Annotated in this window: 11 protein-coding genes and 2 rRNA genes; 7 read left to right on the top strand and 6 right to left on the bottom strand. The window is 61.1% G+C overall.

What is annotated here, in order from left to right:
- The 4 genes from ACB028_RS06290 to ACB028_RS06275 all read left to right on the top strand — a co-directional run.
- A 23S ribosomal RNA gene (locus ACB028_RS06290) occupies positions 1-92 on the top strand; the annotation flags it as partial.
- Positions 93-209: 117 nt separating this feature from the next.
- Positions 210-324 (top strand): 5S ribosomal RNA (gene rrf / locus ACB028_RS06285).
- Positions 325-512: 188 nt separating this feature from the next.
- Positions 513-1,016 (top strand): NUDIX domain-containing protein, encoded by a 504-nt coding sequence (locus ACB028_RS06280; RefSeq protein ID WP_342010304.1) that lies wholly within the window; start codon positions 513-515, stop codon positions 1,014-1,016.
- A gap of 127 nt (positions 1,017-1,143) precedes the next feature.
- Positions 1,144-3,303: an AsmA family protein gene (locus ACB028_RS06275; protein WP_371143770.1), complete on the top strand. Its 2,160-nt coding sequence runs from the start codon at positions 1,144-1,146 to the stop codon at positions 3,301-3,303.
- A 109-nt stretch (positions 3,304-3,412) separates the two neighbouring features.
- Here ACB028_RS06275 and glnE read toward each other — a convergent pair whose 3' ends face one another.
- The 6 genes from glnE to ACB028_RS06245 form a co-directional block, all read right to left on the bottom strand.
- On the bottom strand, positions 3,413-6,292 hold the full coding sequence (glnE, locus tag ACB028_RS06270) for a bifunctional [glutamate--ammonia ligase]-adenylyl-L-tyrosine phosphorylase/[glutamate--ammonia-ligase] adenylyltransferase (protein WP_371143769.1): 2,880 nt from the start codon (positions 6,290-6,292) through the stop codon (positions 3,413-3,415).
- A 144-nt stretch (positions 6,293-6,436) separates the two neighbouring features.
- Complete coding sequence (locus ACB028_RS06265) at positions 6,437-6,883, bottom strand: GNAT family N-acetyltransferase (RefSeq protein WP_371143768.1); 447 nt, start codon at positions 6,881-6,883, stop codon at positions 6,437-6,439.
- Positions 6,884-7,038: 155 nt separating this feature from the next.
- Entirely contained in the window at positions 7,039-8,394 is a 1,356-nt protein-coding gene (locus ACB028_RS06260; protein ID WP_342010300.1) for an NCS2 family permease, read from the bottom strand.
- A 265-nt stretch (positions 8,395-8,659) separates the two neighbouring features.
- On the bottom strand, positions 8,660-8,995 hold the full coding sequence (locus tag ACB028_RS06255; protein ID WP_026456972.1) for a hypothetical protein: 336 nt from the start codon (positions 8,993-8,995) through the stop codon (positions 8,660-8,662).
- A 162-nt stretch (positions 8,996-9,157) separates the two neighbouring features.
- The gene (gene ettA, locus ACB028_RS06250) at positions 9,158-10,825 is read right to left on the bottom strand and encodes an energy-dependent translational throttle protein EttA (protein WP_026456971.1); all 1,668 of its coding nucleotides are present in this window, start codon (positions 10,823-10,825) and stop codon (positions 9,158-9,160) included.
- 313 nt (positions 10,826-11,138) lie between these two features.
- Positions 11,139-11,987 carry a lytic transglycosylase domain-containing protein gene (locus ACB028_RS06245; protein ID WP_371143767.1) on the bottom strand — a complete coding sequence of 283 codons (849 nt, stop codon included), beginning with the start codon at positions 11,985-11,987 and terminating at the stop codon, positions 11,139-11,141.
- A gap of 356 nt (positions 11,988-12,343) precedes the next feature.
- On the opposite strand from ACB028_RS06245, the gene ACB028_RS06240 reads away from it, so the two are divergent.
- Genes ACB028_RS06240 through ACB028_RS06230 form a run of 3 tightly spaced genes read left to right on the top strand, consistent with a single transcriptional unit; the run spans position 12,344 to position 15,142 of the window.
- Positions 12,344-13,084 (top strand): glycosyltransferase family 2 protein, encoded by a 741-nt coding sequence (locus ACB028_RS06240; protein WP_026456644.1) that lies wholly within the window; start codon positions 12,344-12,346, stop codon positions 13,082-13,084.
- A complete protein-coding gene (locus tag ACB028_RS06235; protein WP_042028163.1) occupies positions 13,084-13,446 on the top strand; it encodes a lipid-A-disaccharide synthase N-terminal domain-containing protein in 363 nt (120 codons plus the stop codon). Before ACB028_RS06240 ends, ACB028_RS06235 begins: the two co-directional genes overlap by 1 nt.
- The gene (locus tag ACB028_RS06230) at positions 13,436-15,142 is read left to right on the top strand and encodes an ArnT family glycosyltransferase (RefSeq protein WP_371143766.1); all 1,707 of its coding nucleotides are present in this window, start codon (positions 13,436-13,438) and stop codon (positions 15,140-15,142) included. Before ACB028_RS06235 ends, ACB028_RS06230 begins: the two co-directional genes overlap by 11 nt.
- The last annotated feature ends 44 nt before the right edge of the window (positions 15,143-15,186 follow it).

Genomic DNA, 15,186 nt, shown 5'->3' with positions numbered 1-15,186 from the left:
GCCGTTGGAGACCACAACGTTGATAGGTGGGGTGTGTAAGCGCGGCGACGTGTTGAGCTAACCCATACTAATTACCCGTGAGGCTTAACCATACAACACCCAAGAAGTGTTCTGGGCCTTGTAGCGAATGAACGAACTACGAATTCAGTGATAGCGACTAGCAGCAAGTTAGTTCGTTATTCACGTCAGCTTTCTGGATTAAGAATTTGCCTGGCGGCCATAGCGCCGTGGAACCACCTGAACCCATGCCGAACTCAGAAGTGAAACGCGGTAGCGCCGATGGTAGTGTGGCATTCGCCATGCGAGAGTAGGACACTGCCAGGCACCCAACATGAAAACCCCGCTCACTGAGCGGGGTTTTTTATTGCCTGAAATTTGGCATTTTGTTTGTATTTTGGCCAGTTCTAACCTCTGTTATTCCCTTCTTCCTATCTTCATCTGAACCTTGCCATGTTGTTCATACAGCCCTATCTGGAGCGTACAATAGGATTTTATCCAAATGGAGATGTTCCATGTTTTGCCCCCGATGCGGTAAAGAGACCCTGCTTGCCAAAAGCAACAAGGAGTTCCGTTGTGACTGTGGCTTCCACTTCTTTCAGAATGTGGCTGCGGCCGTGATGGTTGCCCTGTGTTGGCAAGATGAAGTGCTGGTTGCAGTGAGGGCTCGCAACCCTGGCAAGGGGCTGCTGGATCTGCCGGGCGGATTTGTTGATCCCGGCGAGTCGCTGGAAGCCGCCCTCGTTCGCGAGTTGCAGGAGGAGCTGGGCCTGGATGTTTCAGCTTGCCCCATTCGTTATCTGGGCTCGTTTGCCAATACCTATCCCTATGACGGCATCACCTATCACACCTGCGATACCGCATTTGCCATCAATCTGACCGAGAAGCCCGATCTTAGTGCTGCGGACGACGTGGCCGATTGCCAATGGGTGAAACTCGGCGCTCTTACCCCTTCCCGTTTTGCATTCGCGTCGACTCGCATTGCCATTACCCTGCTGACACAGCAATTATCTTCATAATTCAGAATTGCTTGTGTCGGGTGCGACTATCCCTGTCCCCTGATTTGGCTGTTTTGGGAGACTGTCCCCATCTGCGGGGTTTCGGGTGATATAGTCTCACTCAAGATCCGTATTCAAGGAGTTTGTCGTGAAGAAGATCATCTACATCCTGTTGGGGTTGGTGCTGGCCGCAGTGATCGCGATTACTGCTCTGATCAGCCTGATCGATCCCAACCAGTTCAAACCTCAGCTGACGGAGCAGGTCAGAAAGGTCACTGGTCGTGAGTTGGTGATGGCGGGGAATATCGACTGGCGCTTCTGGCCGAGTCTTGGCCTGTCACTCGAAAAAGTGGCTCTGCGCAATCCGGCAGGCTTTGCCGAGCCTGATCTGATCCGCTTCGAGCAGGGGAGTGCATCAGTGGCCCTGCTGCCGCTGCTTTCCCATCGGTTAGAGATAGGCGAGATGAAGCTGGCAGGTGCCCATCTGTTTATCCAGACGAAAGCAGATGGCAGTTCCAACCTGAGCGGCCTGCTCTCGGACAAGTCATCTGCCGAGCCTGCAACGGCGGAAGAGGCCAAGGTGCCGGCTGGTGAGCCTCAGGTGGCGCCAGCAGAGAGCAAGCCTTGGCAGATCAAGCTGAAAGGAGTGGTGCTTGAACAGGCCAGTGCCCTGGTGCAGGACGATCGCAACGGTATTGTTTCTCGCCTCGACAGGCTCGATCTCGATCTCGGCCAGCTGGTCATGGGTCAGTGGGTGCCGGTCACATTCGCCGCCAAAGGGGCTCAAGGCCAGCTTGCCTTTGATCTGAAGGGACAGGGGGAGGTCAAGCTGGCACAAAATGCGTTGGCCAGCGAATTGAAAGGGGTGGTTGTGGGCGGATCACTCAAACAGCCCTCTCGGCGGCTGGATAACTTCACCCTGAAGGCCGATCGCCTGGCGCTGGGGGAGTGGAGCAGTCTTGCTCTGAGCCTGCAAGGTGCCCAGGGAGAAGGCGAGCAACCGGCGCTGACCGGTGCGCTCGAGGGAACGCTCAAGGCCAGGGTTGACCAGGATCTTAAACTGGCTGAGCTCTCCGATGTGGTGCTCAGTGCCACATTGAATGGCGATACGCTGCCGCACCCACAGATGAACCTCAAGCTGGCCGGGTTTGCCCGTGCCGAGCTGGAGGCTAAGAAAGTCACCCTGAGCAAGCTGGTGATGAGCGCCGATGATACCCTGCTGACTGGCGAAGGTGCGGTGCAGCTTGGGATTGTGCCCAAAGTGGAATTCGATCTTAAGGGGGAGAAGCTGGATCTCGACAGCTGGCTTGGCACATCGGCAAGCGCTGTGGCGCCGGCTCCGACCACACCGGCGAGTGCGGGCAACAAGGCGGCAGAACCAGCCAAGGTGACTCGCGCTCTTTCAGCAGTTGAACCTAATCTGGATGCCCTCAAGGCAATCGATGCCATTGGACGACTGCAGCTGGACAGCTTGCGGGTGAGAGGGCTGGATCTGAGCCAGCTCGATACGCAGTTGGCGCTGGCAAACGGTCAGCTTACCCTCAAGCAGTTCAGCGCCGGCGTAGCTGGCGGCAAGGTGACGGCGAGTGGCGTGCTCGATGCACGTCAGCAGCCAGCCCGCTACCAGGTGAGCAAACGGGTGCAGGGAGTAAATGTGCACTCGCTGTTGCAGACCCTGGCGCAGAATGACTTGCTGGAAGGGCGGGGCGATCTCGACGTGCAGGTGCAGGGACAAGGCCTGTCAGAGCAGGCTCTACGCAGCCGGATGCAGGGCAAGATAACCCTGGCGTTGCACGATGGGGCCCTGCATGGCATCAACCTGGCAGAGATGATCCGCGAGGCGCGGGCTACCTTGACCGGCAAGGGGACGGATCAGGTCAAAGAGGTACGCAAGACAGACTTCAGTGCCCTGACGGCCAGCTTCCAACTGGCAAACGGAGTGGCGCGCAGCGACGATATCCAGCTGTTTGCCCCCGCACTGCGGGTGCATGGCCGAGGGCAAACGGCACTGGTGCCCGAGACACTCGACTTCCTGTTCCTGACCTCCATCGTCGAGAGCAGCAAGGGGCAAGGCGGCAAAGGAGTGGATGAGCTGAAAGACATCACCATACCGGTGCGCATTGGTGGCCAGTGGCAGGCACCGACCTATCGGCTGGATGTGAAGGCGCTGCTCAGCAACAACAAGATCCTTGAGGAGAAGGCACGCAAGGAAGCCGAGCGGGGTCTCAAGAAACTGCTGGGTGACAAGGCCGACAACGAAGGGGTTAAGGGGGTGGCCGATCAACTGCTCAAGGGGTTGTTCAAATAACCCGTCGCTTCTCGTCCCTCTAATACAAAGAGCCCGCATTGTGCGGGCTCTTTTACTATATGCAAGTTGGGAAGAGTCGCGGACTAGCCTCGAGACCGAGGATCCTTTCTTATTCTTTTTCACCCAACAGCTGTTGCCAGACCGCCAGCACATGGCTGCGTTCATTCTGCAGCCGATCGTCGCTCACCTTGCGGGAGACCTCGGAGAGGTTGAGGCGATGGCCGAGGTTGCGGATCTCCAGATAAGCGTGCTTGAGCCCCTCCGCCTGCTCCAGCGTCAGCACCCCCGCCAGCACGCACTCATCGAAGATGCGCACGTTATCGGACCAGCGGGTGAGCGCCTCGGGTTCACCGCAGGCGTGGGCCAGCACCAGGTACTGGGCGATGAACTCGATGTCCACCATGCCGCCGGGGGACTGCTTGAGATCGAACTCGCCGGCGCCCGCCTTGAGCTGGTGATCCCGCATCTTGTGGCGCATCTCGCGTACCTCGCGGGCCAGGGTCGGCAGGTCGCGCTCCTTGGCCAGCACGGCGCGGCGGATGCGGGCAAACTCGGCGATCACCGCCTCATCGCCATAGATGGGACGGGCCCGCACCAGCGCCTGATGCTCCCAGGTCCAGGCCTCGTTTTGTTGATACAGCTCGTAGGCCGACAGCGACGAGACCAGCAGGCCCGAATCGCCGGAGGGGCGCAGCCGCATGTCGATCTCATACAGGATGCCGGACGGGGTGCGGGTGCTGAACAGGTGCAGGATGCGCTGGGCCAGGCGCAGGTAGAATTGGCGGCTGTCGATGGGCTTGCGGCCATCTGTGTAGCTGTTGGGGTCGCCGCCGTGCAGGAACACCAGATCGAGATCCGAGCCGTAGCCCAGCTCGATGCCGCCGAGCTTGCCATAGGCCACCACCGCAAAGCCGCGCTGGCCGCTCACCGCCACCTCGGGCGGCACCCCGTAGCGTTCGCTCATCTGGGCCCAGGCCTGATTGACCACCTCTTCGGTGATCGCCTCCGCCAGCCAGGTGAGGTGGTCGCTCACCTTCATCAGCGGCAGGGCGCCGGCGATGTCGGCCGCCACGATGCGCAGCAGCTGCACCTGCTTGAACTGGCGCAGCGCCTCCATCTGCTGCTCCACGTCCTCTTCGGGGATGCGCAGCAGGAACTGGCGCAGCTGGGGCTTGTACTGATCGAGCGGGGTGGGGTGGTAGAGGTGCTGGGGGTCGAGCAGCTCGTCCAGCAAAATCGGGTAGCGGGCCAGCTGTTCGCTCACCAGATGGCTGGCGTCGCACAGTCGTACCAGCTGGCGCAGGGCGCCCGGGTTTTCCGCCAGCAGCTGCAGATAGGCGCTACGGGTGAAGATGCGGGTCAGCAGCTCGCACACCCGCTCGAACAGACGGGCGGGTTGCTCGCTGGCCACCACCAGTCGCAGCAGCTCCGGCATCAGCCAGTCCAGCGCGATACGCCCCTGCGGGCCGACCTGACGGCGCTTGTACTCCTCCTTGAAGCGCAGCAGGGCACCGCAGAGCGGGGCGGGCTCGGCCACCCCCTGGGCGGTCAGCAGTTGCTCCAGCTCGGCGGCGTCGAGCTCGGTGCGCCACAGATCGAGCCAGAGCTGCTCCAGATGGGCGGGGGCCTCTTTTTCTTCCCCCACCACGGCGGCGAACTGCTGATGGACGGCTGCCATCTCCTCATCGAGATGAGCCATGAAGGCGCCCCAGTCAGCAAAGCCGAGGGCGGCGACGAGCCGCTGGCGATCCCGCTCCTCGGTGGGCAGGGTCTGGGTCTGCTGATCGCCGATCTCCTGCAGGATATTTTCGACCCGGCGCAGGAAGCGGTAAGCGACCAGCAAGCGATCGCAATGGGCCGCTTCGAGGGCGCCGCATTGGGCGATGGCGGCGAGCGCCTCGGGCAGGTGGCGTACCCGCAGGGCGGGCTCGCGGCCGCCGCGAATGAGCTGCAACGCCTGGGCGATAAACTCCACTTCGCGAATGCCGCCGGCCCCCAGCTTGATGTTGCCCTCCAGCCCCTTGCGGCGCACCTCGGCGGCGATCATCGCCTTCATCTGACGCAGGCCGTCGATGACGCCAAAGTCGATATAGCGGCGAAACACGAAGGGGCGCAGCATCTCGGCGAGCTCGACCGCGTGTTCGCACTGGGGTCCCAGTACCCGCGCCTTGACCATGGCGTAGCGCTCCCAGTTGCGGCCGTGGTGCTGGTAGTAATCCTCCATGGCGGCAAACGAGATGGCGAGCGGCCCAGCGTCGCCAAAGGGGCGCAACCGCATGTCGACCCGGAACACCTGGCCATCCTGGGTCGGTTGATGCAGGGCGTTGATGATGCGCTGGCCCAGCTTGATGAAGAATTGCTGGTTGGCGAGCTCGCGCCGCCCGCCCACCGTGTAGCCGTTCTCGGGGAAGGTGAAGATAAGGTCGATGTCGGAACTGAAGTTCAGCTCGCCGCCCCCCAGCTTGCCCATGCCGAGGATCAGCAGCGGCTGCGGGTTGCCGTCGCCATCCATCGGGGTGCCCAGCTCGTCGCACTGCTTGGCGTAGAGCCAGTCGCGGGCGGAGCAGATGAGCGCATCCGCCAGTCTGGTGAGGTGGATAAAGCTCTCTTCCACCTCGGCATGACCCAGCAGTTCGCGCCAGGCGATCACCAGCATGCGGCTGCGGCGGAACTGGCGCAGGATGCGCTTGAGCGCCTCCTCGTCATCCACTTCGGCCAGCAGGGCGGTCAGATCGCGCTGGTAGGCTGGCCAGCGCTCGGCCTGCTCCAGCTCTCCCGAGGCGAGGATCTGCGCCAGCAGCTCGGGTTGTTTGATCAGTGAATCGGCGACGAAGTCGGAGAGACCGAGCAGGGTGAGCAGGATCTGCCGGGTTGTCTCGGGCAGGTCGCCGTAGTCTGGCGCCAGTTCGAGCAGTCGCTGCCACTGGCGCTGGGCCTGCGCTTGTAGCAAGGGGGAAAGAGCGGAGAAAGAGGGAGAGTGCTGGGCCACGGTTGCCATCCTTGTGGTTGACGAAGCTGCTGGGTGAAAACGCTGGCTGCCAATCTAGCACTGTCGCGCCCCCACGTCACAGCGCAGGGGCGAGAAGCATGATCCGGCGAAAATAATCGGCCGCCAGCAGAGGGAGCCCGAGATTCAGGTACGCAGGTAGATCTCGGGGTCGTAGATCTCCATCAGGCTGGCTGGTGCACTGGCGGGCACGAAGCCAAAGCTGCCATAGAGGCCGTGGGCATCCAGGGTCGACAGGCTCAGACGCCGTAGCCCCTGCAGCTCGGGGTGGGCGAGGATGGCCGCCACCAGCGTCTTGCTGTAGCCCTGACCGCGATGCTCGGGCAGCACGAACACATCGGAGAGATAGCCGAAGGTGGCCTTGTCGGTGATGACCCGGGCGAAGGCCACCTGCTGGCCGCCGAGGTAGCCACCAAAACAGAGGGAGTGATTGATGGCGCGCAGCACAGTGGTCAGCGGAATGCCGGGGCTCCAGTAGGCCTCTTCTGACAAAAAACGGTGGATCAGCGACACGTCAAGGCGTCCCTTGTCGTCGCTGACTTCGAAGGTGGATCGGGGGGATGAGTGATGCATCCTGGCTCCTTGCTGGATGGTGAACATGTTCCGTATGGAGCAACCATGTTAACAACTTTGCGCCGACGGCACAGCGTCTCCATGAGTGGCTGTGCGGTGGTAATAAAAATGGGCTCCCTGTCGGGAGCCCATTTGGTTAACCGGTTCGGTCGTTATCAGTGGCTGTCGACCCAGACGAACTTGAGCACAAACAGCAGGGCGACCACCAGCACGCAGGGGTTGATCTCGCGCCAGCGGCCGGTGCCCGCCTTCATCACGCAGTAGGAGATAAAGCCCACGGCGATCCCTTCGGTGATGGAGAAACTGAACGGCATCATGACGGCGGTCATGAAGGCCGGGACCGCTTCGGTCAAGTCTTCCCACTTCACCCGGGTCAGCTCGGAGCACATCAGCACGCCCACATAGATAAGGGCACCGGCGGCGGCATAAGCCGGCACCATGGCGGCGATGGGGGAGAAGAAGATAGCCAGCAGGAACAGGATGCCGGCTACGATGGCGGTCAGGCCGGTACGGCCACCGACCGCGACGCCGGAGCTGCTCTCGATATACGCCGTCACGGAGGAGGTGCCCATAAAAGCGCCGCCGACCGAGCTCACGCTGTCGACCATCAGAGCCTGCTTCATGCGCGGGAAGTGACCCTTGTCATCGGCCAGCTTGGCGCGGTTGGTGACGCCAATCAGGGTGCCGGAGGAGTCAAACAGGTTGACCAGCATGAAGGAGAAGATGATGCCGGCCAGACCGATATCCAGTGAGCCCATCAGATCGAGCTGGCCGAACACGGGATCAATGCTGGGGGGCATGGCGATGAAGCCCTTGAAGGTCACGTCGCCAAACAGCCAACCCAGGGTGGTGGTGACCACGATGGCAATCAGCACGGCGGAGTGCACGCCGCGGGCGGAGAAGATGCAGATCAGGAAGAAACCGAGCAGCCCCAGCAGGCAGGGCAGGGAGGTGAGGTTGCCCACAGTCACCATGGTGGCGGGGCTTGCGACCACGATCCCTGCGTTGTGCAGGCCGAGCAGGGCGATCAAGAGGCCGATACCGGCGGTGATGCCGACCCGCAGGGTGAGCGGAATGTTGGCGATAAGCCAGTAGCGCACCCGCAGCAGGGTGAGGATCAATAGACCCATGGCGCCCCAGAAGATGGTACCCATACCGACCTGCCAGGAGTAACCCATGCCGGCCACCACCACGAAGGCGAAGAAGGCGTTGAGGCCCATGGCCGGTGCCAGGGCGATGGGCAGGTTGGCCAGCAGGCCCATCAGGATGCTGCCGATACCGGCGATAAGGCAGGTGGTAACGAACACCGCCTGGGTGTCCATGCCGGCCGCGGAGAGGATCTGCGGGTTGACGAACACGATATAGACCATGGTCAGGAAGGTGGTGATCCCGGCGATGACCTCGGTGCGGGCTGTGGTGCCATGGCCTTGCAGGGCAAACAGGCGCTCAAGCAATCCTTGCCCGGCGACCTGATTGGTAGCCTGCCCTGTGGCGTTGTGTGGTTGGTTCATGTGAATTCCAATAGGTGACGTGAAATAAGCAGCAAGGGAGCCGGTGGACCCCTTCATGCGGGGTAAATGGTCCCAGCAGATGGTGGCTAAATGACCAGACTCGACTTGATACCGTGACAGCGCGCACATTTTTACACAGGCAGGGACGTTTACAAACCCCGGATCTGCGAGGCGGATCAATGAATAGAGCAAAAATTCAAACGTTTGCTATTTGAGCGATAAAAAAGGTCCTCGATAGAGAACCTTTCTTTGTCAAAACCGATGCTCAGAGAGTCTTGAAGTAGCGTTCCACCAGTTGTGCAAGCACGGAGTCGAGCCGCTCCTGCACTTCCCCCAGCTCCCGATCGAAACGGCGCAGAAACAGGCTGGCCTGCTCCTCGCTCAGCTTGCGACCGGCGATGAAGAACTCCTGTTCCGGTAACTGCTTGTCATAACGGGGAAGCAGCACCCAGCTCACCAGTTCGGGCTCTACGGCTTCAAAGATCTTGGCGGCGGCGGCACAGAAGGTTTCGATGTGCGCCTTGCCATCCGGCCCGAGGCAGCCGGGTTCGACCCGGATCTGAATGGTGAGCTTCTTCTCAGTGGTGGGCTGGGTCGTCATTTCGCAAAATCCATGCAAGGTCGTTCGTTCTGGATTGTAAGCCATAAGGCACAAGAAAGGGGAGCCGAGGCTCCCCTTGTCGCATTTGCCGGTTTACTTGGCGATACGCTTGTCGCTATGGGAACGGTGCAGCTGATGAATAAGCCGCACTCGCTTGTCCGGTTACTTGGCGATACGCTTGTATTTCGCACGGTGCGGCTGGATGGCCTCGGCGCCGTAGGTCTTCTTCTTCCACTCTTCGTATTCGGTGAAGTTGCCCTCGAAGAACTCGATCTTGCCCTCGTCCTGGTAGTCCAGGATGTGGGTGGCGATCCGGTCGAGGAACCAGCGGTCGTGGGAGATGACCATGGCACAACCCGGGAACTCCAGCAGGGCGTTCTCCAGGGCGCGCAAGGTTTCGATGTCCAGATCGTTGGTCGGTTCATCGAGCAGCAGCACGTTGCCGCCGGTCTGCAACAGCTTGGCCAGATGCAGACGACCGCGTTCACCACCGGAGAGCTCGCCGACCCGCTTCTGCTGATCGGAGCCCTTGAAGTTGAAGCGGCCGATGTAGGCGCGGCTCGGGAACTCGTAGCTACCGATACGCAGGATGTCCTGACCGTCGGCGACCTCTTCGAACACCGTCTTCTTGTCATCCATGCTGTCACGGAACTGATCGACCGACGCCAGCACCACGGTATCGCCCAGGGTGATGGAGCCGGAATCCGGCTGCTCCTGGCCTGACATCATGCGGAACAGGGTGGACTTACCGGCACCGTTGGGGCCTATGATGCCGACGATGGCCCCCTTGGGAATGGCAAACGACAGATCGTCGATCAGTACGCGATCCCCGTAGGATTTGCGCAGGTTGGCCACTTCCACCACCTTGTCGCCGAGGCGCGGTCCGGGCGGAATGAACAGCTCGTTGGTCTCGTTGCGCTTCTGGTAGTCGTTGGTGTTGAGCTCCTCGAAGCGAGCCATACGGGCCTTGGATTTGGCCTGACGACCTTTCGGGTTCTGGCGAACCCACTCCAGTTCCTTCTCGATGGACTTGCGACGGGCCGCTTCGGCACTCGCTTCCTGGGCCAGACGGGCATCTTTCTGCTCCAGCCAGGAGGAGTAGTTGCCTTCCCACGGGATACCCTCGCCACGGTCCAGTTCCAGGATCCAGCCCGCCACGTTGTCGAGGAAGTAACGGTCGTGAGTGATGGCGACGACGGTGCCCTCGTAGTCGTGTAGGAAGCGCTCCAGCCAGGCCACGGACTCGGCGTCCAGGTGGTTGGTCGGTTCGTCCAGCAGCAGCATGTCCGGTTTTTCCAGCAGCAGGCGGCACAGGGCCACGCGGCGGCGCTCACCACCGGAGAGGTGCTTGATCTGGGCATCCCAGGCCGGCAGACGCAGGGCATCGGCCGCGCGCTCCAGCTGGTTTTCCAGGTTGTGGCCGCCCTGGGCCTGGATGATGGCTTCCAGTTCGCCCTGCTCGCGGGCCAGCTTGTCAAAATCCGCATCCGGATCGGCGTAGGCCGCATAGACCTCGTCGAGGCGGGCCATGGCGCGTTTCACTTCGCCGACGGCCTCTTCCACCGCCTCGCGCACGGTCTGCTCCGGCTCCAGCTTCGGTTCCTGGGGCAGGTAGCCGATCTTGATGCCGGGTTGCGGGCGGGCTTCCCCTTCGATCTCGGTATCCAGCCCGGCCATGATGCGCAGCAGGGTGGATTTACCGGCGCCGTTCAGACCCAAGACGCCGATCTTGGCGCCCGGGAAGAAACTCAGGGAGATGTTCTTGAGGATATGACGCTTGGGCGGCACTACCTTGCCGACCCGGTTCATGGTGTAAATAAATTGAGCCATTGGCTAATTCTCTTCTTTTTCAGCGAGTTAATGTTTTTGCATCAACAGGCTGAGGTCGTGGTGGGGCCAGGTCGGCACAGGCCAACCGGGTTCCAAAAAACCCGTCGATTGTAAACCAACGAACAAGGGGGGGCAAAGCGGGCGGCCGGTTGCTCATCCTCCGTCAAGAAGGGGTGGGCGAGGTGAGATAGAGGGGAGGGCAGAATGGGGCTGTGACCGACAAAACCCCCGGAAAAATCGTCTTAATTTTTCCTTAAGTTAGTGACGATAGGGTGGGACCGGGCTGGTTTTTTGATGTGTTGCCGACCCCTTGTCAGCGTAGGGATGGCTTGGTTTCTGCCGTTTGCTTGTGCCCTGAATAGTAGAGCACCCGCTGCACGTAATCCTGGGTCTCCTGATAGGGGGGGATGCCGCCGTAGCGGGCTACCGCCTTCTCGCCGGCATTGTAGGCCGCACTGATCCTGATCCAGTCCGGGCCGAACTGTTTCTCCAGCCATTTCAGGTACACCATGGCGCCGCGGATGTTTTGTTCCGCATCGAACGGGCGGGTGACACCGAAACGCTGCTGGGTGGCGGGGATGAGTTGCATGACCCCTTGCGCCTGTTTGGGCGAGACGGCAAAGCGGTCGAGGTTGGATTCGGCGATAGCGATGGCCAGGGCCAGCTTGGGATCGACCTGATGGCGCTCGGCGGCCTGCCGGACCATGTTGGCCAGTTTCTGCTTGCTCGCAGATTGTCGGGCCAGATATTTGTCCTGATCGAAGGGGGTAGCGGGCTGTACCCAGGGAACACCGGCAGGGCTGCTGCCCACACCGCAGTTGCCCAGGGGGGCATTGCCTACACGAGTGTTGTAATAACGAGCGGCTTGCTGGTTGCCAAGGCGCATGGCCATGGCGAGATAGGCGTTGGCCTGCCGGGCACTGCGGATACCTTGTGGCCCGCGGGCCAGCAGGCGGCCGATGCGAAAATAGGCCTCCGGATTGCCCAGTCTGGCGGCATTGCAATAGTAGGCAATGGCTTGTCTCGGGTTGCTGCGCTCGATGGCTGCGCCCTGGCGGATGGCACTCATCGCCTTGGGCGCCTGGCGAAATGATTCGGCCTGGGCCGATGCCGTGATCAGCAAGAGCAGGAGACTCCACCCCCAGGTGCCGACTCTCTGCATGACGAGTTCCTCATATTCTTCGTATTCGGAAGATATAGGTTCTACACAGGAAGGTTGCCAGCCAGATGATGGAACATGTGGTTATGTGTTCGCCCGTTAGAGATGAAAACGGTATGGAACTTTATGTCAGGAAGCCAACCCCCTTCCTGCCGACATGAGCAGACACAGAGAGTTTATCCCCGGGGTATGACGGATGGTTTTGCCTACGTTCGTTGATGCATAAATCAATTCCAGGATGATAGACTGGCTTCACATTAACGTAACATCCTGTATTTATTTAGGATAATTACCATCCCCATTTTTTCATGATGCGATCAAGCGGACTGATTGCGTCTCTCTATAGTCGGGAAGCTCATATGGGTTATTCAATCGATGTATCAGTCGTCGTGCCAGCCAAAGATGAACGGGACAATCTGGCTCCCCTTATCGGCGAAATCGATGCCGCGCTTGGCGGGAAGTACGATTACGAATTGGTCTACGTGGATGACGGGAGTGAAGACGACAGCTACGCCATCCTGTGCGAGTTGAAGACGCGTTTTCCCCGGTTGCGGGTGGTGCGTCACGAGCGGGCCGTCGGCCAGAGCATGGCGGTGCTCAGTGGCGTGCGTCATGGCCGTGGCGAGTGGCTGGTGGTGCTCGATGGGGATGGCCAGAATGATCCCGCCGACATTCCCGCCATGCTGGAAGAGGCCAAGCGCCGTTTTGCCGCAGACCGGAAGGAGGTGGGGCTCATCGGCCATCGCGTCAATCGTCGCGATGACTGGGTGAAGCGGATCTCTTCCAAACTGGCCAACGGTTTTCGCGACCTCTTGCTGCGCGACGGCATCCCGGATACCGGCTGTGGCCTCAAGGTGGTGCGGCGCGACTGGTATCTGCGTCTGCCCGGCTTCAACCATATGCACCGCTATATTCCGGCCCTGATCCAGGCGCAGGGCGGTCGCATGTCCCCCTGGCCGGTCAATCACAGGCCCAGACAGGCGGGGGTCTCCAAATACGGGGTCTGGAATCGCCTCTGGGTCGGGCTGGTGGACGTGGTCGGCGTCTGGTGGCTGCAGCGGCGCTCCAAGGTCGTCGAGGTAAGGGAGATGCTCGATTGATGGACGCCCTGCTCTCGCTCCCCCTGCACTGGCTCGATTGGACCGGCCTGCATGTGACCGGCTGGAAGCTCATCGGCTACACGGGGGCGCTCATGTTCGGGGGGCGCTGGCTGGTGCAATTCATCGCCTCCAGGCGGGCCGGTCGGCCTGTTATCCCCCGCCTGTTCTGGTACATGAGTGTGCTCGGCAGCCTGATGACGCTGAGCTACTTCCTCTTCTCCCCCAAGCAGGACTCCGTCGGCGTACTGCAAAATCTCTTCCCCACCTTTACTGCCCTCTACAGCCTCTATCTGGATATTCAGCATCGCGGCTGGAAGCGGGACAAACTCATCCATGACAGCGAGATCCGCCATGGTAAATGATCGAACCCTGCTCAATCAGAGCTCCCTTGGCTGGCTGCTGCTGATAGCCCTGGTCGTGCTTGGCACAGGACTTGGGCTGCGCGATCCCTGGCCGGCCGACGAACCCCGCTTCGCCCTGGTGGCCAAGGAGATGGTGGAGAGCGGCCAGTGGCTGTTCCCGATGCGCGGCGGCGAGATTTATCCGGACAAGCCTCCCATGTTCATGTGGGGGATCGCCATCGCCTATCTGCTGACCGGTTCCATCAAGGTGGCCTTTTTGCTGCCTTCACTGCTTTCGGGTCTGCTGACCCTGGTGCTGGTATGGGATCTGGGCCGCCGGCTGTGGACGCCCCAGGTCGGTTTTCTGGCCGGTTTGCTGCTGCTCTTTACCATCCAGTTCACCCTGCAGGCCAAGACGGCCCAGATCGATGCGCTGGTCACCTTCTTCATCACCCTGGGGCTCTACAGCTTCATCCGTTTCCTGTTGTGTAACGGGGGCTGGCGATGGTACTGGCTCGGCTGGTTTGCCGCCGGCCTTGGCATCATCACCAAGGGGGTGGGTCTGTTGGCACTGCTGGTGCTGATCCCGGCGATCTGGACCCATTGGGATAAAATTCGCACGGCATCCCGCAGTGACTGGCTCAAGGGCCTGGCGGGGCCGCTGTGCATGCTGCTGGCCATTGGCCTGTGGCTGGTGCCCATGCTGATTGCCGTGGCCCAGAGTGGTGATCCCGTTTTGCAGGCGTATCGGGACAACATTATGCTGCGCCAGACGGTGACCCGCTATGCCAACTCCTGGCATCACGTCAAGCCCTTCTGGTACTACCTCACCTCGGTGATCCCGCCGTTCTGGCTGCCGCTCACCCTGCTGCTGCCCTGGCTGGTGGTGGAGTGGCGCAGAGCCATTGGGGGGCGGGACAAACGCATCATATTGCTGCTCGGTTACTTGGTGCTGGTGGTGATCTTCTTCTCGGTTTCGCCCGGCAAGCGCGGCGTCTATGTGACGCCTGGCACGCCGGCTTTGGCACTGTTGAGCGCCCCCTTCATCGCCGCCCTGCTGGCCAGGCGCTGGCCAGGCCGCCTGCTGTCAGGGCTTGGCTGGTTGCTGGGCATCGTCTGCCTCGGTGGGGCGGTTGCGCTGGAGTTCAGTGCCAAGCTGGCCAGCCGGGTGAGCGAATTGGGGCCAGCCCCCTGGCTCCCCCTGCTGGTGATGGGGGGCGTGTTGTTGCTCGTCAACGCCTTGCTGCGCCGGGCACCGCTTACCGCCATTCTGGCCACCCTTGCCTGTGGCTGGCTCATCTACTCCACCTGGATCTGTACGCGCCTCAACGACATGCGCACGCCGCAAACCGTGATGGCGCTGGCAGCGGAGCGGGTACCGGCGGGCAACGAGTTGTTGTTGACCGGTTTCAAGGAGCAGCACCTGCTGTTTACCCGGCAGCCGCTGCGACACTACAGCTACCAGATGCCGGATGATGCGCAGGCCCGCGAGGCGGCGGCCTGGGTGGCTGCCGCGCCCGGACGCTGGGTGCTGGGGGCGGCCGATCTGCTGGAGCGCTGTTTTGACCCCGCGCGCATGGAGAATCTCGGCAATCGTCACCGCACTGATTGGCTGCTGACCAATGCCGAGGCCATCAAGCCCGCCTGTCAGGGGCTCAGGCCAGAGATAGAACCATTTAGCTATGTACCAGGCCCCAAGGAGGGGAACCTGAACTAAACAAGAGGGGCTGCCATTGGCAGCCCCTTTTTCGTTGTCAGGCC

Source organism: Aeromonas sp. S9(2024) (assembly GCF_041403185.1).
GTDB classification, from domain to species: Bacteria; Pseudomonadota; Gammaproteobacteria; order Enterobacterales; family Aeromonadaceae; genus Aeromonas; species Aeromonas enteropelogenes.
This window is presented reverse-complemented; position numbering and strand designations above follow the sequence as displayed.

Bases quoted from the DNA above. Each gene is read 5' to 3' on its own strand.
- ACB028_RS06255 (WP_026456972.1), bottom strand. From the start codon at position 8,995: ATGACGACCCAGCCCACCACTGAGAAGAAGCTCACCATTCAGATCCGG.
- ACB028_RS06265 (WP_371143768.1), bottom strand. From the start codon at position 6,883: ATGCATCACTCATCCCCCCGATCCACCTTCGAAGTCAGCGACGACAAG.
- ACB028_RS06235 (WP_042028163.1), top strand. From the start codon at position 13,084: ATGGACGCCCTGCTCTCGCTCCCCCTGCACTGGCTCGATTGGACCGGC.
- ACB028_RS06280 (WP_342010304.1), top strand. From the start codon at position 513: ATGTTTTGCCCCCGATGCGGTAAAGAGACCCTGCTTGCCAAAAGCAAC.
- ACB028_RS06245 (WP_371143767.1), bottom strand. From the start codon at position 11,987: ATGCAGAGAGTCGGCACCTGGGGGTGGAGTCTCCTGCTCTTGCTGATC.
- ettA (WP_026456971.1), bottom strand. From the start codon at position 10,825: ATGGCTCAATTTATTTACACCATGAACCGGGTCGGCAAGGTAGTGCCG.
- ACB028_RS06230 (WP_371143766.1), top strand. From the start codon at position 13,436: ATGGTAAATGATCGAACCCTGCTCAATCAGAGCTCCCTTGGCTGGCTG.
- ACB028_RS06260 (WP_342010300.1), bottom strand. From the start codon at position 8,394: ATGAACCAACCACACAACGCCACAGGGCAGGCTACCAATCAGGTCGCC.
- ACB028_RS06240 (WP_026456644.1), top strand. From the start codon at position 12,344: ATGGGTTATTCAATCGATGTATCAGTCGTCGTGCCAGCCAAAGATGAA.